23 protein-coding genes are annotated in these 23,600 nt (G+C 60.4%); 8 read left to right on the forward strand and 15 right to left on the reverse strand.

From position 1 onward, the window contains the following. Positions 1 to 73: 73 nt before the first annotated feature. From HCK86_RS12790 to HCK86_RS12800, 3 genes are all read right to left on the reverse strand, one after another. Positions 74 to 1,105 carry a substrate-binding domain-containing protein gene (locus HCK86_RS12790; protein WP_176084878.1) on the reverse strand — a complete coding sequence of 344 codons (1,032 nt, stop codon included), beginning with the start codon at positions 1,103 to 1,105 and terminating at the stop codon, positions 74 to 76. A 350-nt stretch (positions 1,106 to 1,455) separates the two neighbouring features. Next, on the reverse strand, positions 1,456 to 2,685 hold the full coding sequence (gene phoR / locus HCK86_RS12795; RefSeq protein ID WP_246739588.1) for a phosphate regulon sensor histidine kinase PhoR: 1,230 nt from the start codon (positions 2,683 to 2,685) through the stop codon (positions 1,456 to 1,458). A 132-nt stretch (positions 2,686 to 2,817) separates the two neighbouring features. Continuing rightward, complete coding sequence (locus HCK86_RS12800; RefSeq protein ID WP_176084879.1) at positions 2,818 to 4,119, reverse strand: hypothetical protein; 1,302 nt, start codon at positions 4,117 to 4,119, stop codon at positions 2,818 to 2,820. 180 nt (positions 4,120 to 4,299) lie between these two features. Between HCK86_RS12800 and HCK86_RS12805 the strand changes: the two genes are divergently transcribed. Continuing rightward, positions 4,300 to 5,094, forward strand: a complete 795-nt coding sequence (locus HCK86_RS12805) for a DeoR/GlpR family DNA-binding transcription regulator (protein ID WP_176084880.1) — start codon at positions 4,300 to 4,302, stop codon at positions 5,092 to 5,094. Positions 5,095 to 5,365: 271 nt separating this feature from the next. Continuing rightward, positions 5,366 to 5,743 (forward strand): hypothetical protein, encoded by a 378-nt coding sequence (locus tag HCK86_RS12810; protein ID WP_176084881.1) that lies wholly within the window; start codon positions 5,366 to 5,368, stop codon positions 5,741 to 5,743. Positions 5,744 to 5,811: 68 nt separating this feature from the next. On the opposite strand, the gene HCK86_RS12815 is transcribed toward HCK86_RS12810, so the two are convergent. From HCK86_RS12815 to HCK86_RS12850, 8 genes are all read right to left on the reverse strand, one after another. Next, positions 5,812 to 6,663, reverse strand: coding sequence for a fumarylacetoacetate hydrolase family protein (locus HCK86_RS12815; RefSeq protein WP_176084882.1), 852 nt, complete (start codon positions 6,661 to 6,663; stop codon positions 5,812 to 5,814). Positions 6,664 to 6,692: 29 nt separating this feature from the next. Next, entirely contained in the window at positions 6,693 to 7,967 is a 1,275-nt protein-coding gene (locus HCK86_RS12820; RefSeq protein ID WP_176084883.1) for an L-fuconate dehydratase, read from the reverse strand. 60 nt (positions 7,968 to 8,027) lie between these two features. Continuing rightward, positions 8,028 to 8,753: an SDR family oxidoreductase gene (locus tag HCK86_RS12825; RefSeq protein WP_176084884.1), complete on the reverse strand. Its 726-nt coding sequence runs from the start codon at positions 8,751 to 8,753 to the stop codon at positions 8,028 to 8,030. A gap of 19 nt (positions 8,754 to 8,772) precedes the next feature. Next, positions 8,773 to 9,879 (reverse strand): mandelate racemase/muconate lactonizing enzyme family protein, encoded by a 1,107-nt coding sequence (locus tag HCK86_RS12830; protein WP_176084885.1) that lies wholly within the window; start codon positions 9,877 to 9,879, stop codon positions 8,773 to 8,775. A 2-nt stretch (positions 9,880 to 9,881) separates the two neighbouring features. Then, positions 9,882 to 10,985: a sn-glycerol-3-phosphate ABC transporter ATP-binding protein UgpC gene (gene ugpC, locus HCK86_RS12835; RefSeq protein ID WP_176084886.1), complete on the reverse strand. Its 1,104-nt coding sequence runs from the start codon at positions 10,983 to 10,985 to the stop codon at positions 9,882 to 9,884. Between the two features lie 4 nt (positions 10,986 to 10,989). After that, positions 10,990 to 11,856 (reverse strand): carbohydrate ABC transporter permease, encoded by an 867-nt coding sequence (locus HCK86_RS12840; protein ID WP_176084887.1) that lies wholly within the window; start codon positions 11,854 to 11,856, stop codon positions 10,990 to 10,992. Further along, on the reverse strand, positions 11,853 to 12,755 hold the full coding sequence (locus HCK86_RS12845; RefSeq protein WP_176084888.1) for a sugar ABC transporter permease: 903 nt from the start codon (positions 12,753 to 12,755) through the stop codon (positions 11,853 to 11,855). Before HCK86_RS12845 ends, HCK86_RS12840 begins: the two co-directional genes overlap by 4 nt. 94 nt (positions 12,756 to 12,849) lie before the next feature. Next, positions 12,850 to 14,178 carry a sugar ABC transporter substrate-binding protein gene (locus HCK86_RS12850; protein ID WP_176084889.1) on the reverse strand — a complete coding sequence of 443 codons (1,329 nt, stop codon included), beginning with the start codon at positions 14,176 to 14,178 and terminating at the stop codon, positions 12,850 to 12,852. A 212-nt stretch (positions 14,179 to 14,390) separates the two neighbouring features. On the opposite strand from HCK86_RS12850, the gene HCK86_RS12855 reads away from it, so the two are divergent. From HCK86_RS12855 to HCK86_RS12865, 3 genes are read left to right on the forward strand one after another with little or no spacing between them, the layout of a single operon-like run. Continuing rightward, on the forward strand, positions 14,391 to 15,176 hold the full coding sequence (locus HCK86_RS12855) for an IclR family transcriptional regulator (RefSeq protein WP_176084890.1): 786 nt from the start codon (positions 14,391 to 14,393) through the stop codon (positions 15,174 to 15,176). Between the two features lie 12 nt (positions 15,177 to 15,188). After that, on the forward strand, positions 15,189 to 16,013 hold the full coding sequence (locus HCK86_RS12860; protein ID WP_176084891.1) for an amidohydrolase: 825 nt from the start codon (positions 15,189 to 15,191) through the stop codon (positions 16,011 to 16,013). Between the two features lie 18 nt (positions 16,014 to 16,031). Further along, positions 16,032 to 16,361 carry an L-rhamnose mutarotase gene (locus tag HCK86_RS12865; RefSeq protein WP_176084892.1) on the forward strand — a complete coding sequence of 110 codons (330 nt, stop codon included), beginning with the start codon at positions 16,032 to 16,034 and terminating at the stop codon, positions 16,359 to 16,361. Between the two features lie 20 nt (positions 16,362 to 16,381). Here HCK86_RS12865 and HCK86_RS12870 read toward each other — a convergent pair whose 3' ends face one another. Then, positions 16,382 to 17,407 (reverse strand): NAD-dependent epimerase/dehydratase family protein, encoded by a 1,026-nt coding sequence (locus HCK86_RS12870; protein WP_176084893.1) that lies wholly within the window; start codon positions 17,405 to 17,407, stop codon positions 16,382 to 16,384. Between the two features lie 71 nt (positions 17,408 to 17,478). Here HCK86_RS12870 and HCK86_RS12875 point away from each other — a divergent pair, with 71 nt between their 5' ends. Both HCK86_RS12875 and HCK86_RS12880 read left to right on the forward strand, forming a co-directional pair. Continuing rightward, on the forward strand, positions 17,479 to 18,039 hold the full coding sequence (locus HCK86_RS12875) for a TetR/AcrR family transcriptional regulator (protein ID WP_176084894.1): 561 nt from the start codon (positions 17,479 to 17,481) through the stop codon (positions 18,037 to 18,039). 279 nt (positions 18,040 to 18,318) lie between these two features. Then, complete coding sequence (locus tag HCK86_RS12880) at positions 18,319 to 18,840, forward strand: DUF6101 family protein (protein ID WP_246739589.1); 522 nt, start codon at positions 18,319 to 18,321, stop codon at positions 18,838 to 18,840. Positions 18,841 to 18,867: 27 nt separating this feature from the next. Here HCK86_RS12880 and ubiA read toward each other — a convergent pair whose 3' ends face one another. The 3 genes from ubiA to HCK86_RS12895 form a co-directional block, all read right to left on the reverse strand. After that, a complete protein-coding gene (gene ubiA / locus HCK86_RS12885) occupies positions 18,868 to 19,821 on the reverse strand; it encodes a 4-hydroxybenzoate octaprenyltransferase (protein ID WP_176084896.1) in 954 nt (317 codons plus the stop codon). Positions 19,822 to 19,890: 69 nt separating this feature from the next. Beyond that, a complete protein-coding gene (locus HCK86_RS12890; RefSeq protein ID WP_176084897.1) occupies positions 19,891 to 21,150 on the reverse strand; it encodes a cyclopropane-fatty-acyl-phospholipid synthase family protein in 1,260 nt (419 codons plus the stop codon). 91 nt (positions 21,151 to 21,241) lie between these two features. Further along, a complete protein-coding gene (locus tag HCK86_RS12895; RefSeq protein WP_176084898.1) occupies positions 21,242 to 22,147 on the reverse strand; it encodes a LysR family transcriptional regulator in 906 nt (301 codons plus the stop codon). A gap of 108 nt (positions 22,148 to 22,255) precedes the next feature. Here HCK86_RS12895 and HCK86_RS12900 point away from each other — a divergent pair, with 108 nt between their 5' ends. Beyond that, positions 22,256 to 23,572 carry an aminotransferase class I/II-fold pyridoxal phosphate-dependent enzyme gene (locus HCK86_RS12900; protein ID WP_176084899.1) on the forward strand — a complete coding sequence of 439 codons (1,317 nt, stop codon included), beginning with the start codon at positions 22,256 to 22,258 and terminating at the stop codon, positions 23,570 to 23,572. Positions 23,573 to 23,600 lie beyond the last annotated feature (28 nt).

The following is a 23,600-nucleotide window of genomic DNA, read 5'->3' on the forward strand; positions in this document are numbered from 1 at the left end:
TCCGGCTGAGTGGCGCAGCAGCGCCTTGCTGAAGAATAGCGGACCCGGTTTGAGCTGAGATATGATCATGGCCTCACAACGTCTCGCCATGTTCAACCCGCTGTCGCATCGCTGCCCGCTCCGTTTCCGGCGCAGCGACAAGTCCGCGTTCAGTCAGCAATCCATAAGGCCCGATCATATCATCCGACAAGAAGAAGGCGACATATTCAGCAAGGCCGGGCACCACGCCCAGATGTGCCTTTTTCACATAAAAATATAGCGGACGCGACACCGGATAGGCGCCGGACGCAACGGTTTCAGACGACGGAACAACGCCGGAGATCGACGCGACATTGAGCTTGTCGATATTGTTTTCGTAAAAGGACAGGCCGAAAACCCCGAGGGCGGAGCGATTGGCCGAAATGCGCGCCAGTGTTTCGGTATAGTCGCCGTCGATATCCACCGCCCGGCCATCCTTGCGCACATTCAGGCAGGCCGCATGGGCGCTCTTTGCCCCACCTTTAGCGACAAAGGCGTCATAGGCACCTGCCTCAGCACAGCCGACCGCCAGAAGCTTGACTTCGAAAACCTCACGCGTGCCGTGTTTTTCGCCCGGGATAAAGACCATGATCGGCAGGTCCGGAAGATCGGGGTTGACGTCGGACCAGCGCTTGTAGGGATTGTCCACCAGCTTGCCATCCACAAACACGCGGGCGGCAAGGGCTAAAAACAGATCGGCCGGCGTCAGATCAAGATGCGGAGCCGAAACGTCATTGGCAAAGACGATGCCATCATAGCCGAATTTCACTTCCTCGATGGCGCTGACGCCGTTTTTGGCGCAGGCGGCAATCTCCGCCGGGCTGATCGAGCGCGAGGCGTCGGCAATATCGACCGTATCGAGCCCGACGCCGCGGCAGAACTCCTTGATCCCGGCGGCCGAACCGCCCGATTCCACCACCGGCGTGCGGAATTGCGAATAGACCTCACCGAAGGTTTCGGCGACGATCCGCGCATAAGGCAGGACGGTGGATGAACCGACGATCTGGATCTGGTCACGTGCTTCGGCTGCAGACGGGACCTGCCATGCAAGAAGAAGCGAAGCGAACGCGTATATCAGACCTTTCATATCGCTTCTCCTGCGTAAATACCGGGTCAGAACGCCGGATCGCTCCGACATTTCCCGATCTGGAATGGCATTCCGGGCAGAACGCCCGGGACATGGCCTTGCTGAAACGGCACCCAGATGTGCGACATCGCAACGCCGGACCGGTGTCTTGCAACGCAGCAGCCAGACAGAACGCCCGCCACCCGAGTGTAAGAAGCCGCTCCAGAGCTAGCGCCGTCGAGACAGCGTTTTATGTCATTTTTGCAAATTATTTATGACGATTTATGATTTTGTTTTTTCAGGATTTTTCAGAACGCCTTGGTCGGCACAGGCAAAAGGCGGCGGATCAGGCGGCCATTTCGCCCGCGCGGCTAGAAACGCACGGTGAACTCGGTTCCCTTGCCGACCTCCGAACGCACGACAAGCCTTGCGCGATGGCGGGTCAGAATATGCTTGACGATGGCCAGTCCGAGGCCCGTCCCCTTTTTCGAGCGGCTGTCGGCAACCGAAACACGATAGAAACGCTCGGTCAGACGCGGCACATGTTCCGCCGGAATGCCGGGACCATGATCGATAACACTGACTTCAGCACCGCGCGGCTTGATCGCACGTAATACGACATCGACCCGGCCGCCCTCGGCGCCATATTTGCAGCCATTTTCGACCAGGTTTTCGAAGACTTCGACCAGTTCGTCATGGTCGCCGTTGACGCTGACCGGCTCGTCCGGCAGGTCGAGCACGACCTCGACCTCGAGATCGCGGGCGAGCGGCAGCAGCGCGTCGCGCACATGTTCAAGCAGGGGGCCGAGCTCGACGACCTTGTCGGGCGGCAGATGGGCGCGAACCTCGAGCCGGGACAGGGACAGAAGGTCGTCCACCAGCCGGCTCATGCGGGTGGCCTGATCCAGCATGATCGGCAGGAACCGCTCCTGTGCCTTTGCATCGCCTTTGGCGGGGCCCTGCAGCGTCTCGATATAGCCACGCAGCGAGGCAAGCGGTGTTCTGAGCTCGTGGCTGGCATTGGCAACGAAGTCCGAGCGCATGCGATCAATCCGCCGCGCCTCGGAAATATCGCGGAACATCAGCAGGTAAAGCGCCGCCTCGCCAGCCCGCGTGACCCCGCCGACCGGCACCGAGCGCACCAGATAGACCCTTTCGGACGGCAGGCGTTCGGAATATTCGATCTGATTGGAGCGCCCGCTTGTCAGCGTGTCACGCACGATATCGAGGACGCCTGGCGCGCGCATCCGCGCCGAAATATGCGCGCCTTGCGGCACGGCACCGAATGTCGTACCGGCAGAGCGGTTCTGGAACAGCACCGAACCATTGGCGGACAGCACATAAATGCCGAGGTCAATCTCGTCGAGAAAGGGCGTTATCGCATCCAGATCGACATCATTCCTGCTGTCTTCTGCCGGCAGAGCGACCGGCGCAGGCTTGATATCACGCGGGTCATCCCCGGCGGCATAAAGTGCTGCGCCAGCAAGAACAAGCCAGCCGAACCCGACAGCCACCGGATCGACAGCCAAGGCAAGGGCGCCGCCGGCGATAAGGGTAACCGCCCCCAGCATCAGCCGTGCACGACCTATTCTGGACCACAATCCCCTTCCCGCGTTCAAACCGTCTTCCAATATGCGCTCCGCAAGCCTGGCCACTGTCATGAAACGGGTCTGCTACACCCGTTTCATGACAGCTATATTGCCAACGGCGCCCTAAAAGCATCTTTTTTCGCGTTACTCGACCACCCGGGCCTGAACCGAATAGATATCGAGCGGCAAGGCATCGCCGTTGAGATCACCCGAAATCATCATTTTCGTCGGCGGCGTTCCGCCGGGATCAAGCTTGACGACCAGATGTTCCTTCTGCGACGGCGCCATGAAGCGATGACGCTCGCAGCCGTCAAGCGTGCCATCCGCGCAGGCGATGGCAACCGGCTGACCGCCACCCTGTGGCGCGCGCACCACGAAATCGACGATCACCGGCCGGGCGGCGGCGGCCGAGACGATGGTTGACGGCAGGGTGAAGGCAACCGAGCCTTCACTGCCTTCTGCCATTGCCGTGATCCGCAGCGCCGGCTCGCCCTCGACATTCACGGCTTCAGCCTTGGCCGCGGCGCCGGTTGAAAAGCCGGATGTGTCGCCAGGTTTGAACATATCTGTCCACATCACCTTCGGCTCGGAGGGATCACCGGTCACGGTCACCCCATCGTCTGTCTCAGCGACATCAGAGGTCATGAGCCACCACCAGCCGGCCGCGACAATGCCGATGACCAGCAATCCGGCAACCATCGCCGAGGCAATGATCCGGCCCCAGTGGATCGGCGGACGTCCGCGCTTTTCGGTCTTGCGCTGGACGGCGGCCTGTTTTTTCTCGCGCTTTTCATGGTTCTTGACCCGCTTGGCGCGCTTCTTCTCATTGCGACCGGCGGCAAGCCCGTCTCCGGCACCGTGCTGGGCCTGAAACAGACCGGACCGATCTTCCGTCTCACCGTCAGCCAGTCCATCATCATCCGCCCGCTCAGCCACCAGGCGCGGCGCTGCCACATCGCTTTCGGCTGCAGCCTGTGCATCGTCAAAGATGGCATGGTCACTTTCCCGCCGCACATCATGGGCGGAGAAATCAGCCGTGGCGAGATCTGGCTCATGGCGTTCCAGCGGCTCGAAATCGGGAGCCGGTGCCGCGCCCTCTGGTTCAGCCAAAGGCGCAAACAGATCAGGCACCTCCTGGCGAGGTTCTGGCGCTGCCGCGGGATGCGGTGTGTCTCCCGTGGCAAACACATCATCAAACAGCGGCGCCGGTGTGGCCTGCAACCGCGAGGCGCGCACAGCCGCTGATTCGGCGCGCTCGATCTCGGTGATCACTTCTTCCAGCTTGCGCCGCTGGCGCGAAACTGTTTTCAGGTCGGTGATATTCTGGTTACGCAGGCCATTATCCAGCGCCTGACGCGCCGCCTGATAGATACGCGCGCGCTGATTGGCATCGCTGCGGTCGGCGCGTTCAAGCGCCTTTCTGATTGCATCTTCCAATCCGCTCACAATCAATTCCCGTGTTCGTTCGGCCCGAAATGCTATTGACAGGGTTTAATAGGCCGGATCAAGGCAAAAGCGAAGACGCTTGCGCGGAGAATTGCATCGCCGGGCGAACTGTTCCAAAACGGTCGCACAGGCGCTATCCTTTTCTTCCGCATTGAAAATGCCTGCAGGAAAGAGAACCCCTTGGCCGAAAACTTTCGTCTCAACGACCTGATGCAGATCGCCCGTGCCGAGGGCCGGATTGTCGCCGAGGATGCCGCCGTGCGGCTGGGCGTCACCGTTCAGACCATTCGGCGCGATCTGGTCAAACTGTCTGAGACCGGCAAGCTGACCCGGGTCCATGGCGGCGCGGTACTGCCATCCGGCACCGCCAATATCGGCTATGCCGACCGGCGCGGCCTGATGGCGACGGAAAAGGCCGCCCTTGCCGCTGCCTGTGCCAGCGCCGTACCGGATGATGCTGCATTGTTCATGAATATCGGCACCACCACCGAGGCGGTCGCCCATGCGCTTCTGTCGCATCAGCGGCTGATGGTGGTCACCAACAATATCAACGTTGCCAACACGCTTGTGGCCAATCCCGGTTGCGAGATCGTCGTTGCCGGCGGCCATCTGCGCCGCTCCGATGGCGGCCTTGTCGGCACGCTTGCCAACCGCATCGTCGAGCAGTTCAAATTCGACATCGCCATCATCGGCTGTTCGGCGCTGGACCAGGATGGCGATCTGCTCGATTTCGACATGCTGGAAATCGGCGTCACCCAGGCGGCGATCGCCCGTGCCCGCAGGACCTTTCTGGTCGCCGATCATTCGAAATTCTCCCGCAATGCCCCGGCCCGGATCGCCTCGCTGCGCGACATCGACATGGTCTTCACCGACCGGCCATTGTCGCCCGCGCTCGAAAGGGCCTGCGGTGACTGGAAGACCGAAATCGTCATTGCACCGGCAGGCGGCGACACTGCATCCTCTCAGGAAAACTGAACCTCGCGGTCCGTCCGTTCAGCGGGACCGATGCTTCAGCCGTCAATTCCCTTGAGGCGGACGATGGAACCTGCCGCTGCCGCTAGCTGGCAGAATTTACGGCACAACACGGCCTCCAGAGGCCGACCGGTTTCATTCGAAAAAGGAAATTTTTTATCATCTTTCCCCCGCTCAGTATGACGCCGTCAACCTTACAGGCGAGGAACCGATGTTACGTCTAAACCTCCATGCACAGAACAATATCCGCGTTTCCCGTCAGGAAATCGAAGACTTGCGGAACGCACTTTCCCAAAACAAGGAGGAAACCAGGAAGATCAGGCAGGAACTGGCTGAGTTCAAGGTGAAACAGGCACAGATACAGCAGCGGCAGTCTGAACTGGGCGGCCTCTTCGAATCCGTGAAACGGTTAAGCCTCTGCGACGGGGAACGCAGCAATGTACGGCGCGAAAAGTGTGCCAACGCATTGGATATCCAGCAGACCACGGCAAGGCTGGTTTCGGCGCGCAACGAGACGGGCCGTCTGAAGGAAAGGCTTGAAGCCTATGAGAAGGACTTCAATCAGCTGCCAAGCTATGAAGAAGCCACACGCGGCAGGACGACCGCCGCAGCAGCCGGAGCGATGACCCACATTCAGCGGGGCGGGCAATAGCGTTCGATTGCCCGAAGCGCCAGAGCGGACGGCCCGCGAGACGGGCCGTCCCAGAAATCGTTGCGCCCTCAGGCGTTCCAGGCGATGGTCTTCTGGGTCTGCTCGCCGAGGCCCTCGATACCGAGATGCATGGTCTGGCCTTGCCTGAGATAGACCGGCTCCGGCTTGATCCCCATGCCAACACCGGGCGGTGTACCGGTGGTGATGATGTCACCCGGTTGCAGGCTCATGAACTGGCTGAGATAGGCGACCAGATGGGCAACGCCGAAGATCATCGTCTTCGTCGAGCCGTTCTGGTAGCGATGACCGTCGACCTCAAGCCACATGGAGAGGTTCTGCGGGTCCTCAACCTCGTCGCGGGTGACAAGCCAGGGGCCGATCGGGCCGAAAGTATCGGCGCTCTTGCCCTTCACCCACTGGCCCGACCGCTCGATCTGGAAAGCACGTTCCGACAGATCATTGACGACGCAGTAACCGGCGACGTGCGACAGCGCGTCTTCTTCCGCGATATAGCGGGTTTCCTTGCCGATGATGATGCCGAGCTCGACTTCCCAGTCGGTCTTGACCGAATTCTTCGGGATGCGCACATCATCATTGGGACCGATAATGGCACTGGTCGCCTTCATGAAGATGATCGGCTCATCCGGCGGCGTTGCGCCGGTTTCTGCGGCGTGATCAGCATAATTGAGGCCGATGCAGATGAACTTGCCGACCTTGCCGACGCAAGGGCCGATACGGCTGTCAGACGGCAGCACTGGCAGGGCACCGATCTCGGCTGTGCGAATACGAGCAAGCTCGGCATCCGACAAGGTGTCTCCGGCCAGATCAACCACCAGCGCTGAGATATCGCGATAGGTTCCGTCCGTATGCAGGACAGCCGGTCTTTCGGCACCCTTGGCACCGAGGCGAAGCAGTTTCATGGTATTTCTCCCGTTTCACGACCCTTTGGTCAGGCCATGTGCGCAAAGTTATGAAGGGTTTCGGATTTCATCTCAATGGAGAAGCCCGGACTTTGCGGTGGCATATAGGCCGCATTCTCGATCCGGCAGGGCGCAAGGAAATGCTCATGCAGGTGATCGACATATTCGATCACCCGGCCAGCCTTGCTGCCAGAGACCACAAGATAATCAATCATCGACAGGTGCTGGACATATTCGCACAATCCGACCCCGCCGGCATGCGGCCAAACCGGCAGCCCGTATTTCGCCGCCATCAGCAGCACTGAAAGCACCTCGTTCAACCCGCCAATGCGGCAGGCATCGATCTGGACGATATCGATGGCACCACCGGCGATGAATTGCTTGAACAGAATGCGGTTCTGGCACATCTCGCCGGTGGCGACCTTGACCGGCGCCACCGCCTCGCGGATCTTCCGATGGCCGGCGACATCGTCGGGGCTGGTCGGTTCCTCGATGAAGAAGGGGCGGAAGGGTTTCAGCGCGCTCACCCAGTCGATGGCCTGATCCACTTCCCAGACCTGATTGGCATCAATCATCAGCGTCCGGTCATCGCCGATCACCTCACGCACGATCTTGAGCCGGGCGATATCTTCTTCGAGATCCTGGCCGACCTTCATCTTGATATGGGTAAAACCGGCATCAACCGCTTCCTGCGCCAGCCGTCTCAGCTTCTCATGGCTGTAGCCGAGCCAGCCGGCCGATGTGGTATAGCAGGGATAGCCGTTGGCCTTCAGCTCCGCGATCCGCTCCGCCTTGCCGGCTTCGGCCCGGCGGAAGATCTCAAGTGCCTCGTTTCTGGTGATGGCATCGGTGAGGTAGCGGAAATCGATGATCGAGACCAGCTGCTCGGGCGACAGGTCGGCGACCAGCTGCCAGACCGGTTTCTTCGCCCGCTTGGCCAGCAGATCCCAGACGGCGTTGACCACGGCACCGGTGGCAAGATGCATCGCCCCCTTGTCCGGTCCGATCCAGCGCAGCTGGCTGTCGCCGGTGACATGCCGCCAGAACCGCCCCGGATCCTCCTCGATCCAGTCGAGATCGAGCCCGGCGACACGGCCGGTCAGGGCGGCGATCGCCGCGCAGACCACCTCATTGCCGCGGCCGATGGTGAAGGTCAGACCGTGGCCTTCAAGCGCACTGTCCGTCGCAAGAATGACATAGGCGGCAGAGTAATCCGGGTCAGGGTTCATCGCATCCGATCCGTCGAGCTTGGCCGAGGTCGGAAAGCGCAGGTCATGCGTCGTAAGGCCGGTAATCTTGGTCATGTGATATCAGGGTCCGGTCAGGGCGGCAGGCCGCGTTTGGTGTTGTCGGTTCGGTTCTCGTCAGCAGGCCCAGGCGCCGTCAATGATATGGGCCTGGCCGGTCGTATAGGTGGCGCCGGCGAGATAGACGGCGAGATCGGCGATCTCTTCGGGCGTGCCGATCCGCCCGATGGGCTGGCGGGCGATGAAATCGCGGCGCGCCTTTTCATAGTCACCGGTCGCCTTCAGCCGGTCCTGCAGCGAGGGGCTGTCGACGGTGCCCGGCGCGATGGCATTGCAGCGGATACCCCTGGTCACATAATCGGCGGCGATTGCCTTGGTGAGCCCGATCACGGCAGCCTTGGTGGTGGAATAGGCAAAGCGGTTCGGCACGCCCTTGATGGAGGAGGCGACCGACGACATGTTGATGATGGCACCGTCGCCCTTCTCGATCATGGCGGGCAGGAAGGCACGGATCGTGCGCACCATCGCCTTGACGTTGAGATCAAGCGCGAAATCAAGATCGCCGTCCTTCATCTCGAGCACCGAGCCGTTGTGGACCACACCGGCGCAGTTGAACAGGATGTCGATCGGCCCGATCTCGGCGGCCGCGTCCGCCACGGCGGCGTCCGAGAGCACATTCAGCACCCGGGTCTCGATGCCGGCTGGCAGTTCAGCCAGCTTTTCGGCATTGATATCGGTTGCAATCACACGGGCGCCGGCTGCGGCGAAGGCCTTTGCCGATGCCGCGCCAATGCCTTGCGCTGCGGCAGTGATCAGGCAGGTTTTTCCGGACAGATTGGACATGAGCGCCTCCTCTTCGTGCTCAGGCAATGATGCGATACGCGCCCGGGACCGAGGCGTGCTCGATCGCGGCAAAATCCCAGTCGATGCCAAGACCGGGTGCAGATGACGGGATGGCGTGACCATTTTCGATGGTCAGGCCCTGATGGGTGATGCTGTCGAGCTGCGGGATATATTCGACCCAGCGTGCATTCGGCACGGCAGCGCAGAGCGCCACATGCAGCTCCATCAGAAAATGCGGTGCCACGGCGATGTTGAAGCATTCCGCCATATGGGCAACCTTGAGCCAGGGCGTGATTCCGCCGATCCGACCGACATCGACCTGAACGACAGAGCAGGCCCGGCGCTCCAGATAATCGCGAAACTGGCCCGGCGCATAGAGGCTCTCACCGACAGCAACCGGGATTGATGTCCGGCGCGACAGTTCCACATGTCCGGCGACATCGTCCGCCGGAAGCGGTTCTTCCAGCCAGCCAAGACCAAGCGGCTGATAGGCCGCCGCCCGGCGGATCGCCTCGTCAACGCTGAAGGCCTGATTGGCATCGGTAAAGATCTCAAAACCGGGCCCGACCGCGTCTCGCACGGCTGCAATACGGGCGACATCTTCGTGAATTGGCCGCCCGACCTTCAGCTTGGCGCCGGAGAACCCTTCCGCCTTCGCCTTCAGCGCATCGTCAACGAGGGCTTCGGGTTCCAGATGCAGCCAGCCGCCTTCAGTGGTGTAGAGCGGCACCGAGGCTTGCGCCCCGCCCGCCAGAAGGTGAAGCGGCAGGCCGAGCTTTCGCGCTTTCAGATCCCAGAGCGCGGTATCGATGGCTGCGAGCGCGATCGAGGTGATCGCGCCGACTGATGTCGCATGGGTCAGGAACAGAAGATCGCGCCAGATCCGCTCGATCTCCAAGGCGTCGCGGCCGATCAGCGCCGGGCCGAGCGTCTTTTCCAGAAGCGCCATCACCGATGGGCCGCCGGTGCCGATCGTATAGGAATAGCCGGTGCCCGTTGCGCCATCATCATCGGTGATCGTGACGATCGGTGTTTCCTGCGAGACGAAGGACTGGATCGCATCGACCCTTCTGACCTTCGGCTTCAGGTCGACCATCCTCAGTTCGACGCGGGTGATCTTCGCCATGGTCAGGCTCTTAAGCTTCTGCCCGATGCCTGATCGAAGACATGGAGGCGGTCGAGATCAAGCGTGAAGGTCAGGGTCTCACCGGATGAGACCGGCCGCGGATCCAGCATCTTGGCCTGGACATCCTTGCCGGCAAGCTCGGTGAAGATGATCGTCTCGGTTCCAAGCGGCTCGGCAATCACCACGCCAAGATCGATTTCCAGCGACCGTTCTTCAGGATGCAGCGAATGCCCCTTGGGCGCAAAGGCATCGGGGCGGAAACCAATCACCACCGTCTGCCCGTTCAGCAGCGTCGGCGCAATATCGGCGGGCAATGGCACGGCTGTTCCGTCGGCAAGCCTTGCAATGGTCGTACCATCGGCACGCTCGACCGTGGCATTGAGCTGGTTCATCGGCGGGGAGCCGATAAAGCCGGCAACGAAGGTGTTGACCGGATTTTCGAAAACCTCCGTCGGCGTGCCGACCTGCTCGACATGGCCGTCACGCATGATGACGATCCGGTCGGCCAGCGTCATCGCCTCGACCTGGTCGTGGGTCACGTAAATGACCGTGGTCTTGACGCGCTGATGCAGTTTCTTGATCTCGACGCGCATCTGGCCGCGCAGCTTGGCATCGAGGTTCGAAAGCGGCTCGTCGAACAGGAACACATCCGGATGGCGGACAATGGCGCGGCCCATGGCCACACGCTGGCGCTGACCACCCGAAAGATTGGCCGGCAGGCGGTCCATGAAGCTTTCAAGGCCGAGAATGCCGGCCGCCTCATCGACGCGCGGCGTGATCTCCTCCGGCTTCATGCCGGCAATCTTCAGGCCGAAGCCTAAGTTTTCGCGCACCGTCATGTGCGGATAGAGCGCATAGGACTGGAACACCATGGAGATATTGCGCGACCGGGGCGGCAGATCGTTGACGACGCGGTCGCCGATACGGAGCTCGCCGCCGGAAATCTCCTCAAGGCCGGCGATCATTCTGAGTGTTGTCGACTTGCCGCAGCCCGACGGGCCGACCAGAACGACGAATTCATTATGGGCGACATCGAGATCGATGCCATGGACAACGTCCATTGATCCATAGCGCTTGACGATTTTGGAAAGGTGCACTTCGGCCACGGGACTATCCTTTCACACCACCGAACGTCAGTCCGGCAATCAGATGCTTTTGTACGATGAAGGTGAGAATGAGCGCCGGAATGATGATCATGACGGCCATGGCGCTCATGCCGGTCCAGTCAACGGTGAACTGCGCGGTGAAATCCATCAGCCCGACAGGCATGGTCTTCGATGCGGTGGTGCGGGTCAGCTGACTTGCCAGGGCGAATTCGTTCCAAGAGGTGAGAAAGGCGAAGATGCCCGCCGAAGCAAGGCCCGAACGGGCCAGCGGAAATTCCACCTTCCAGAAGGCCTGCCAGCGGGTGCAGCCATCGATCTGGGCAGCTTCCGACAGATCGATCGGGATCTGGCGGAAGAAGCCGTCCGTGAGCCAGATGGTGAAGGGAATGTTGATCGCCATATAGACGAGGATGATGCCGAATTTGGTATCGATCAGACCGAGCCGGCTCCAGATGATGAAGAGCGGCAATGACAGCGCCACACCGGGCACGGTGCGCGACAGCATGAAGGATAAAAACAGCGCCCCCTTGCCCCTGAAGCGGTAGCGGGCAAAGGCATAGCCGCCCATCATCCCGACCAGGATCGCCACCACGGTGGAGGTCAGCGAAATGATGATCGAGTTCAGGAAATAGGAACCGACCGGCAACCCCTGCTGGCGATCCGGCAGCAGCCCGAAAATGCCGAGGAAATTATCCAGTGTCCAGACCTGCGGGATCCAGACCGGCGGGCGGGCGAGAACCTCGACATTGGGGCGGAAGGCGGTCAGCACCACCCAGGCGCCCGGGACGACCAGTACCAGCATGGCGCAGAACACCATGAAGCGGATGCCCCAGCGCTGCCAGGGCCTTTCGATGGTCTTTGCCGCACTCATTGGGCGCCTCCCATGAAGGCGCGCGCCTTGGACAGGTTCTTGTAAAACATGATGGTGAAGGCGATCGACAGAAGGATCGAGATATAGCCCATGGCGTTGGCCATCCCCATTTGTGAATTCTGATATCCGGTGCGCGTCATCAGCGTCCAGATGAGTTCGGTGCGCCCGGCCGGGCCGCCATTGGTCATGATCTTGACCATGTCATAGGCGCGGGCGACATCGAGCGAGCGGATCGTCATGGCAATCCAGATGAAGGGCATCAGGAAGGGCAGCGTGATGTGGCGGAACACCTGCAGCGGATTGCAGCCATCGACCTTGGCCGCCTCGATCGGCTCCTTCGGCATGGCGAGCAGACCGGCAAGCAGCAGGATCGCGAAGATCGAGGTCGACATCCACATCTCGGCAACGATGATCGAGTAATTGGCGAGCCAGGCATTGACCAGCCACGGAATGGGTTTGGAAATCAGCCCGAGCGAGAACAGCGCATTGTTCACCAGCCCGACGGAATCGTTGAAGATATATTTGAACTGGAAGCCCACCAGAATCGGCGAGAACATCATCGGAAACATCATCACCGTTCTGAGCGTGCGCTGACCCCAGGTGATCTTGTTGATGAGCAGCGCCAGGCCAAGCCCCATCACCATTTCCAGATTGAGCGCAATGGTGATGAAGACGATGGTGCGGCCGAAGGCCCACCAGAAATCCGCATTGCCCATCAGGCGCTTGTAGTTTCTCAGTCCCACAAAGTTATAGAGCGTATGGGGCTTGGTGAGATTGTAGCTGGTAAATGACGTCCAGAAGGACACCAGCAGCGGCAGCAGCACCACCGCGAGGATGACGATGATGGCCGGCAGCAACAGCAGATACGGCGTCGCCTTCGGCGACCTGAGAAACTTCATGTCACGCCTTCAAGATTGTTCGATGTATCGGAGACCGGTGTTCCCGGGACTGGACCGCCGGACCATATCCGGCGGTCGCTGATAGAGATCAGGCTCAGTAGTAGCCTGCATCTTCCATGATCTGCGTCGCCTGCTTGGCGGCGTCATCCAGCGCTTCCTGCGCCGTTTTCTCGCCAACGATTGCGGCCTGAAGCTGCGGCCAGAGCACGTTGGAAACCTCGATCCATTCCGGAATCAGCGGCGGCGTACGCGCATCTGCCAGCGACTGCTGCCAGACCTCGAACATCTGGGCGAGGTTCTGCTTGCCGTTTTCATTGAACCATTTGATCACGGCCGGATAGGTGGCGGTGCGGGTCGGCAGGTTGCCGGCCTCGGCCTCCATCATTTCGCTTTCATCATTGGTCATGAACACGGCGAAGGAAACGGCTGCTTCCTTGTTGTCGCAATCCTCAGTGACCGAGAAGGAATGCGAGCCCGACCAGCCGCCACGCTTGCCGGACGTGCCGACCGGTGCCAGCGCATAGCCGAGATCATCGGCAATCTTGGACGAGGACGGATCGGAGAAATAGGCGGCAAAGCCCGGCCAGTCGAGATCAATGGCGAGCTGACCGGCGGCCATGGCCTGACCGATGTCATCCCAGGTGTAGTTGACGGTACCAGCAGGCACGGCCCCTGCCTTGTAGATGTCGATGAACCAGTTCAGCGCATCAACGCCGGCCTTGGAATTGAAGATCGGCTTCAGGTTCTCATCAAAGATATCGCCGCCATTGGCGCGCAGGATTTCCATGAAGCGGCCGGACATGCCCTCGTCCTTGCCGGCAAAGGCGGTCCCGTAAAGGTTCGGCGGATCGGCAAAGAAGATCACCTGATCCTTGAACTCGTCAAACGTCTTCGGCGGAGCGAGATCCGTGCCGTATTTCTCCTTCCACGCCGCCTGGTTCTTCGGGTCGGCATAAAGGCTCTTCTTGTAATAGAGGTTGGAAACGTCGGTCACCCGCGGCAGCTGGACGAGGCGGCCATCAACCTTGGCGGATGCCAGCGTGCCAGGCACATATTTGTCGAGTTCGGACTGGGGAATATAATCCGTCAGATCGATATAGAGATCGCCATATTGCGGGGCGAAGCTCGTGTGGTTGGAACCGACGCACCAGTTCACCGAACCGGCGGCGATATCCTGCTTGATTTCACGGTCGAGATCGAAGTGATTCTTCGAGGATACGATTTCAACCTTGGCACCGGTCATCTTTTCCCATTCGGGAATGCGGGTATAGAGCTTTTCATACTGCGTGCCGCCGATAAGCTTCACCTTCAGCGTGTAGTCGGGAAACGAGCCGTAATCGAAGTCGTCAGCATGAGCGGCGGTCACAAGCGCGCCAAGCGCGCAACACGCCGCCAGAAGCGTCGTCAAGGGTTTCACTGCCATTTTCTCCTCCTCGACTTTTCAAACGCCAAGCCAGAAAAGACTTGATCCTCCATATTTGAAAAGTCTATTCGTATATAAGCATGGTTTTCGACGAAACGTCAACGTCCGGGTTCCGAATAAAGACCGATTTTGGAATTCTTGTGGTTGCAAGACGCAGCATGTTGCGGCGAAAAAGAAGGATGCGGCCCCTTTTCGCATGAGCAGGAAAAACAATGACAACAGAAGAAAACGATCGCTACCGCGCCCCCGCCCTCGACAAGGGTCTCGATATTTTTGAACTCCTGGCCGAAACGGAAGCACCGCTGAGCCAGGCCGAAATCGCCAAGGCACTGTCGCGCACGCCCAACGAGATTTACCGTATGCTCGACCGGCTGGTGCGGCGCGACTATATCCGCCGCACGCCGGAGGATCGCTATGAGATCACGCTGAAGATGTTCGAGCTGGTCCATGCCCGTCCGCCGCTCAGACGGCTTGTCAATCAGGCTGTACCGCTGTTGCAGAACCTTGCCCAGGATGCCGCGCAATCCTGTCATCTGGTCGTCTTTGACCGCAATGCGCCGGTGGTCGTTGCCCAGGTGGATGCGCCGTCCTACTGGAGCCTTGCCGTGCGCGTCGGCACCAGGCTCGGCCTCACCACCACCGGCTCGGGCCTTGTCTTCCTTGCCATGGCAACGCCGGAACATCGCGCGCTGATGCTGAAAAGCACTGGCGAGAGCCTTTCAGCCGATCTTGAGGCGGAGCTGGAGACGATCCGCAAGCAGGGTTATGCCCTGATGCCCAGCGGCCAGATTTCCGGCGTCACCAATGTCACCGCTCCGGTGATCGGCCCGCTCGGCAGCGTGATTGCCGTGGTGACCTGCCCTTATACCGAGCGGCTCGACCGCGCGCTGGAGACCGATATTCAGGCCGCGCTGGCGCTGGTGCGCAAAACGGCCGAACAGCTTTCCCAGGCCCGCCGGCAAGGAGGAGACGCCGGATCGGCCGATCACCCCGCATGACAGGAGGCGTTCATGCGCATACTCGACACCCATCTTCACCTGGTCGAAAAGGACCGCTTTTCCTATCCATGGCTTACCGGCGCCCCGGCGCTTGACCGGACGTTTTCAGCCGCAGCCTATTTTGCGGAGGCAGAACAATATGGCATCGAGGCCGCTCTTCACATGGAAGTTGATGTGGCGGAGCAAGACATGGCGGCGGAAACCCGCTTCATGCTGTCCGCCCATCCGAAGATAGCAGGCGCGATCGCCGCCTGCCGGCCGGAAGACCCCGGTTTTCCGGCCTATCTGGAAGAGATGGCCGCGGTTCCGGGTGTCAAGGGCTTCCGCCGCGTGCTGCATGTCGTTCCGGACGACATCTCGCAGACCCCGCTCTTTGCCGAAAATCTGAACCGTCTTGCCCCGCTCGGGCTTTCCTTTGATCTGTGCGTTTCCGCCCGGCAATTGCCGCTTGCCATCGATCTGGCGAAGAAATGCCCCGATGTTCAGTTCATTCTCGATCATTGCGGCGTTCCGGATATCGAAGGCGGCGGGCTCGATCCGTGGCGCAACGATATGTCCGAGATCTCCCGGATCGACAATGTCGCGGCGAAAATCTCCGGTGTCATCGCCTATGGCGGCAAAGACTGGTCGGTCGCCGGCATGCGGCCCTATGTCGAACACGTCATCGCGGCCTTCGGCTTTGACCGCATTGTCTGGGGGTCCGATTTTCCGGTCTGCACGCTGACGGCCAGTCTGAAGGACTGGGTTGCCGCGACAAAGATGCTCATTGCCGGCGCCAGCGCAGAGGAGCAGGAGAGACTGTTTTCACGCAACGCCATGCGCATCTACAAAATCTGACGCCTCAGGGAGGACCTCATGAAACGCTACGGAATGGTGATCGGGCTCAATGCCGACAAGGTCGCCGAATACAAGAAGCTCCACGCCAATGCCTGGCCGGAGGTTCTGGCCATGATCAAGGCCTGCAACATTTCCAACTATTCGATCTTCCTGCGTGAGCCGGAAAACCTGCTCTTTTCCTATTACGAATATCACGGTGACGATTATGAGGCCGACATGGCCAAAATGGCTGCCGACCCCAAGACGCAGGAATGGTGGACCTTCTGCATTCCCTGCCAGAAACCGCTCGATACGAAGAAGGACGGCGAATGGTGGATCGATATGGAGGAAGTCTTCCACGTCGAGTGAGGTCGTCGGCGCGCGGCAGTTCAGACAAGCCCGCGCGCGACGATGCTCTTCACCATGTCCGTAACGCTGTCTTCGATCGCAAAGGGCGCGCGGCCAAGCAGACGTCTTGCACGCGATGAATCCAGCACGGGCCGGTAGCCGAGTTCGCCGACATTGGCGCGGATATCGCCATCGAACAGGGCAAGCAGCCGGACCAGCCAGTCCGGCGCCTGCCGGGTCGGGATCTTCTTCGCATAGTCAGGGGCCGCCCGGGCGACAATGGCCGCCAGATCCTTCATCCACAGCCCTGCAAAGGCTGAAAGATGACGCTTGCCGGCCGCCGCATCATCGGTGAGGGCGTTGACATGCAGCGCAGCGGCATCGCGAACGTCGACAATATCGACCGCCAGCCGCGGCATCATCGGAAACTCGCCGCGCAGCAGGCGCTGGAAAATCGCACCCGACGTACCGGGGTCATTGTCCAGCAGCGGGCCGACAATGAAACCGGGATTGATGACGGCAAGCCGGGCCGGGTCACCGGCCAGTTCCCAGGCGCGCCGTTCAGCCAGGTTTTTCGACAGGGCATAGGCCGAGAGCCTGCCCTCGGCAGGATCAGGCCAGTCATCGGAACCCAGATGATCGGGCCGGCCGGGACCGCGACCATAAACAATCGCCGCCGTCGATGAGGTGAGTACGACCCGCGCCATGCCCGCCTCCTCGGCCGCCCGCATCGCCCGCTCGGTGCCTTCGACCGCCGGGCGCACCAGCTGATCCGGGTCCTTCGGCATGGAAGTCACAAAGGGCGAGGCGGAGTGGATCATGAAACGCGCGCCGTCAGCCGCAGCCTCCCAGCCGGCATCGCTCATCAGATCAAGCGTGACCGTTTCAAGCCGGGACACATCTCCGCCGGCCTTTTGCAGCGTTTCGCGCAACGCTTGCGCGCGGGCGCCGTCCACCCCCGGATTGCGCAGGCTTCCCCGCACGCTATAACCTCTGTTGAGCAATTCGAGGGCGATATGGCCGCCGAGAAATCCGGTGATACCTGTGAGAAGCACTGTGTCGGTCATGGGGGTCCCTTGAATTGAACGATTTGAACAATAAATGTTCAATTGGTAAGATTTTTGGAGACTTCAAGGCCGTGCCTGCAACAACGAGCAAAAAAACAGCCGAACGGACGCAACGCATTCTCGATGCAGCCCAGCAGCAATTCCTGGAAACCGGGCTGCGCGGCACGACAATGGAGACGCTCGCCCGCCGTGCCCGCGTCGCCAAGCCGACACTCTACGCCTATTTCCCCGACAAGGAGGCGGTTTTCACCGCCGTGATCGCACGGCTGATGGAGCACTGGAAAACCATTGTCGGCGCCGCGCTTGCGGCAGGTGGCTCATCCGAGGAACGCATTGCCCGTGCCTTCCTTGCCAAGTTTGCTGCAGCAGATGACCTCATTGCCGGCTCCCCCCATACTGACGAGCTGATGCGCGAGGGCGCCAGTCTTGCCACCCGCAATGCTGCCAGCCTCGAGGCCTGGCTCTATGAGGCCATCGAGACGCTGCTGGTCGAGGATGGCCTTGAGCCAGACGACGCTGCCCGCCGCACCAGCCTGCTGGTCGCCTGCCTTTCCGGGCTCTATAAGTTCACCACCAGACGAGAATATCTGGCCGGAGACGTGGCCTTCGTTACCCGCCAACTGCTGGCCTAGCCTATCGGCCGCAGGCGCGCCCTGGCACGGGCGCTGCCATGGTTAACACCCGCTCACCACGGCATTCACACCTTCTAAACCCTGCCGGAACGGGTTTTGATAACCATTACCAAGCGCCAGATTTTCTTAACCCTAGCTGTTAAGACGGTTGGTAAGAACCTCGCCTATGATCGTCCCCAGAGAGACGCAGAAGCGTCGCCACAGAAGGCCCGCAACGGGCCCGTTAAAAAGGGTGATCAAATGTCGTATTCGGAGAGGACAAGGGACGCGGAAGACGCCATGATCAGGGTTGATCCGCAGCATTTCCCGCAGAAGTTCAGCTATGCCGCCAAGGGGGCCGAGGCACGCATCGGTGTCAAGCTGGACGAGCGCGGCGCCGTGGTTCGCCGCAACCTGCCGTCAAGCAAGCTGCCCTTCTCGATCGCATTGCCGGGCCGGGCCTTCAAGGGCGTTGCCGCCCGCGCCATCGCCCACCGCGAAGGCAAGATCACCGTCACCCTGGAACTGCATCATTCCGATCCGGAAATGTGCATTCCGCTGCTCGTCACCCATGATCTGAACGATATCGTCGCCGACTGGCAGAACTGGTCGTCGCTCTATGATATTCCGATGCTGATGGTCGAGGCCGACGGCATCGCCCGCCCGGTTGCAAACGGCGCCGACGAGATCCGTCCGGCCAATGACACCGACATCACCGGCACCATCCCGGCGCGCAAGAGCGCCCGCACCATGATGCGGCTGAAGGATGGCGCACTCGGCGCCACCATGAAATATGCAGCCAAGACGATTGTCGCAGGCTAGCGCCTTGCCGGAAAAAGCCGAAACGGGCTAGGCAACAAATGCCGACACCGTCAGACCGAGAAAGACCACCAGGCCGACATAGAAGTTGAACTTGAACAGCCGCAGACATTGATCACCGTCATCAATGTCGAGAACGAAGATCTGATAGGCCATCATGGCCGCCGCAATGACAAGGCCACCCCAGGCAAAAGCGCCGACGCCTGCCAGTGCAAAGGCTGACGCCGTCAGCACCAGCGTGATGCCATAGAGGCCGACGAGCCAGGGCTTGGTATTTTCGGCAAAAAGCCGCGCGGTGGACCGGACACCGATCAGCGCATCGTCTTCCTTGTCCTGATGGGCATAGATCGTGTCATAACCGATCGTCCAGGCGACAGCGCCGATATAGAGCAGGACCGGCGCGAAGGACAGCGAGCCGAACACGGCCGACCACCCGACAAGAGCACCCCAGGAAAAAGCCAGACCGAGAAAAAGCTGCGGCCAGTCGGTAAACCGCTTGGCAAAGGGATAGATCGCCACCACCACCAGCGACAGGATCGCAAGGCCGATGGTGAAGCTGTTGAAGCAGAGCAAAACCGCAAGCCCGGTCAGCGACTGCAGCGCGATGAACAGCTTGGCCTGAAACCTTGTGACGCGTCCCGATGGCAGCGGCCGCGAGCGCGTCCGCGCCACCTTGCCGTCAATCTCGTGGTCAACGAGATCATTATAGGTGCAGCCGGCACCGCGCATGGCAACCGAGCCAATGAAAAACAGGATGAGATGGGCGATGAACTGCCCCGGCCGCAGGGCGCCGGCATTGGCCGAGACATCAGCGGCAAGCGCCGCCGACCAGAAACAGGGCCACATCAGCAGCTGCCAGCCGATCGGTCGGTCCCAGCGGGCAAGCTGGGCATAGGGCCAGAGCCAGCGCGGCAACAGGCGGTAGACGAAATTATCCGACGGCGCGTCAAACACGCGGCCGTCGTTATCACGAACTTGGTCCATTATCGTCCCCGGTTCCTACATGATCGTTCAGACCGGCCGCTCCGTTCCAGAACCGGCCGGCCGAAATGCTCAGAACTCCAGCGGCTCGAGCGGCGCGCGGGAGGCTTCCTTCTGGCGGAATTTTTCCTCAGCCTCGAACATATAGCGCCGGTTGTTGGGCGTCGCAAACTGGCTTTTCGACAGCTGCATCTGAAAGATGAACATCTTGTCCCATTCAAACGCCATTTCCGAGCCGGCGAGATAGAACTCCCACATGCGGAAGAACTGCTCGTCATAGAGCTTGATCGCCTCTTCCTTGCGGGCGACGAAACGATTGCGCCAGTTGCGCAGCGTATAGGCGTAGTGCATCTGCAGGATTTCGATGTCACGCACCAGAAGGCCAGCCTTTTCCACCGCCGGCATCACCTCGGACAGCGCCGGAATATAGCCGCCGGGGAAGATGTACTTCTCGATGAAGGGGTTGGTCATGTTGTGACCAGCGACATCGCGGCCGATCGAATGCAGCACCATCACGCCGTCATCATCAAGAAGCTCGAAACACTTCTGGAAGAAGTTGTTATAGCGCCCGGTTCCGACATGCTCGAACATGCCGACCGACACGATCCGGTCAAAGGGCTTGGCCTTCATCGTGCGGTAGTCCTGCAGCTCGAAACGAACCCGATCGGACAGGCCGCGCGTCTCGGCACGTCTCGCCGAAATCGCCAGCTGTTCATGCGACAGCGTGATGCCGGTCATGTCGACACCGGCCATCTCGGCGAGATAGAGGCTCATGCCGCCCCAGCCCGAACCGATTTCAAGCACGCGCTGGCCTTCGGAAAGACACAGTTTTCCGGCAATGTGCCGTTTCTTGGCCAGCTGGGCCTCGTCGAGCGAAATCCCCGGCGGGTCGAAATAGGCACAGGAATACTGCCAGTCCTCATCAAGGAAGAGGTTGAACAGGGCTGGCGTCAGATCATAGTGATGCGATACGTTCTTGCGGTTGTGGTTGATCGGCAGTCGGGTCTGCAGTTGTGCCAGACCGATTCGCCAGAAAAGCTTGACCGCCATCATCGGCGAAAAAACCGTAGACAGTGTGTTTTTGCGGATCAGCGACAGAAAGTCGTAAATATCACCGTCATGCAGCTTGAAACGGCCCTGCATGTACATTTCGCCCAGCGTCAGGGCCGGATCGGAAGCCAGCAGCTTTTCTGCTTCGGCATCGGTAACCTCGACGCTAACGCGTTCGCCGGTGCCATCGCCGTGGGTGGTTTCACTGCCGTCGGCCCATTTGACCTTCAGCGTTCCTGTGTTCACAATCTTGTCTACGAGATTGGGCAGAGAGGATGCCATCAAAATCTCCGAATAAATGCTATTGTCATATATTAATGCGTCAGGCTCACATTATTCAATTTGGAGCGAGAAACAAGCAATCGATTAGATTCTACTTTTGCGCGAATTTCTCCTTTGTTTCCAAGGGCAAGTGCCCGATAGCCGATGCGACCCGGTCTCGCAGAAAAGCATCGCCCGCGCATTCGAGAACGAGGGGCTGGCAGTTGATCGCCAGACTTGGAAACGGGGCCACAAGCCGCCCCTGTTGGCGATAGCGATCAATCAGCGCGTGATGCCCCATGAGGATGCCGCCGCCGCCAAGTGCCTCATCGAGAGCCATGCTGTAAAGTGAGAAAACCGGTCCTTCCGGAATGGAAGTCTCGTCATTCATAACCTGTTGAAACCAGTCCCGCCAGTCATTGTTCCACAGCGCATCCGAAATCAATGGAAAGGCAAGCAGGTCCGACGGCGTGGCAAGCTTGTCAGCAAGCGCCGGCACGCAGACCGGCGTCATGGCGTCACGCGCCACGACGATCTGTCCGACAGCCGGGTCAGCCGCGCGGAAAAACAGGCTGAAATCAAACATCTCGCGGGCCAGATTGGGCGGCCGTTCCAGAGCTGTCACCGAGATTGTCACACCGGGAAAGGCCTGTTTCAAAGTACCGAGCCGCGGCGCCAGATAAAGCTGGGCAACAGAGGGAAGCGCTGCGATCTGCATCCGCTTCGGCCTTCCTGCTTCGCTGAGTCGGCGCTGGGCGCTTCCCAGCGCGTCAAAGGCCCGGGTGAATTCGCCAATCACCTCGCGACCCAGCGCCGTCAGCCTGACGCCCTTGGAGCGTCGCTCGAACAGAGCCGCCCCCGCCCAGTCTTCAAGCGCCTTGATATGCTGCGAAATCGCGGCCGGGGTCACCGAAAGCTCTTCCGCTGCGGTGCTGAAGCCGCCTAACCGCGCGGCCGCCTCAAACGCACGAAGCGCATTGAGCGGCGGACCTTTGGGACGGGGCGGAGCGACCGGCATGACACAAATCCTTGACCTAGTTTTTCTAAGCCAAAATTCATTTAATCTCGCTTGTCAATGGAAACCGCGCTTCTAGACTGGCACCAAAGCAATCGCAGGGGATCTTTCATGCTTGCCGAACGTGACTGGCTGCCAGCGCAAAGCGCTGAACGAATCAACACCATTCTCAAGACCACCACCGGTCTTTCGCCCGCTGAAAGCGTGACCCGGATCGAGGCGCTGGCGCGGGAAAATGCCGAAATTCATACAAGGCGCTGCTTCAACCTCAACCCCGCCACCAATGTGATGAACCCGCGTGCCGAAGCCATGCTTTCAGCCGGTCTCGGCTCGCGGCCTTCGCTCGGCTATGCCGGTGACAAATACGAGATGGGCCTGCAGGCGATCGAGGAAATCGAAGTGATCGCCGCCGATCTCGCCGCCCGGGTCTTCGGTGCGAAATATGCCGAAGTGCGCGTTCCCTCCGGTGCCATCGCCAATCTCTATGGCTTCATGGCCACCTGCGCGCCAGGCGACACCATCATTGCGCCGGATGCGGAGGTCGGCGGCCATGTTACCCATCATGCGGCCGGATGCGCCGGTCTGTTCGGCCTGAAAACCATATCCGCGCCAAGCGATGCGACGGGCTATTCCATCGATATCGACAGACTGGCGGTGATGGCGCGCGAATTCCGCCCGGCACTGATCACCGTCGGCCAGAGCCTCAACCTGTTCGAACATCCCGTTGCCGACATCCGTGCGATCGCCGACGAGATCGGTGCCAAGGTGATGTTCGATGCGGCCCATCAATGCGGCATCATCGCCGGCAGGGCGTGGAAGAACCCTCTCGATGAGGGCGCGCATTTCATGACCATGAGCACCTATAAAAGCCTGGGCGGCCCGGCGGGCGGGCTGATCGTCACCAATGACGCCGAGATCGCCGAAAAGCTGGAGGCAATCGCCTTTCCCGGCATGACCGCCAATTTCGATGCCGGCAAGACGGCGGCCCTCGCCATCTCGCTGGCCGACTGGCTCGACCATGGCAAAGCCTATGCCGACGAGATGATCGCCACAGCAAGGGCCTTTGCAGAGGTGCTGGCCGAGGCCGGACTGCCGCTCTTCGCCGCCGAACGCGGCGTCACCGCCTCGCATCAGTTCGCCCTTGAGGCAGCCCGTTTTGGCGGCGGCCAGACGGCATCGAAAAAGCTGGAGCTTGGCGGCTTCCTCGCCTGCGGCATCGGCCTGCCGATCGCCGCCCTCGAAGGCGACAATAATGGCCTCAGGATCGGCACGCCCGAACTCGTACGCTTCGGTGTGAACCGTAGCAATGTCCGCGAGATCGCTTCGCTTTGCGCCCGTGTCCTCATGTCGAATGCGCCCGAAAGCCTTGCCGGCGAAACGGCGGCATTGCGGGCCAGATACCAGTCGCTGCATTTCATCAACGGCTGACGGCAAGATGCCCGCGGCTCTGGAACAG

This window comes from Martelella sp. HB161492, assembly GCF_013184775.1.
Classification (GTDB): Bacteria; Pseudomonadota; Alphaproteobacteria; order Rhizobiales; family Rhizobiaceae; genus Martelella.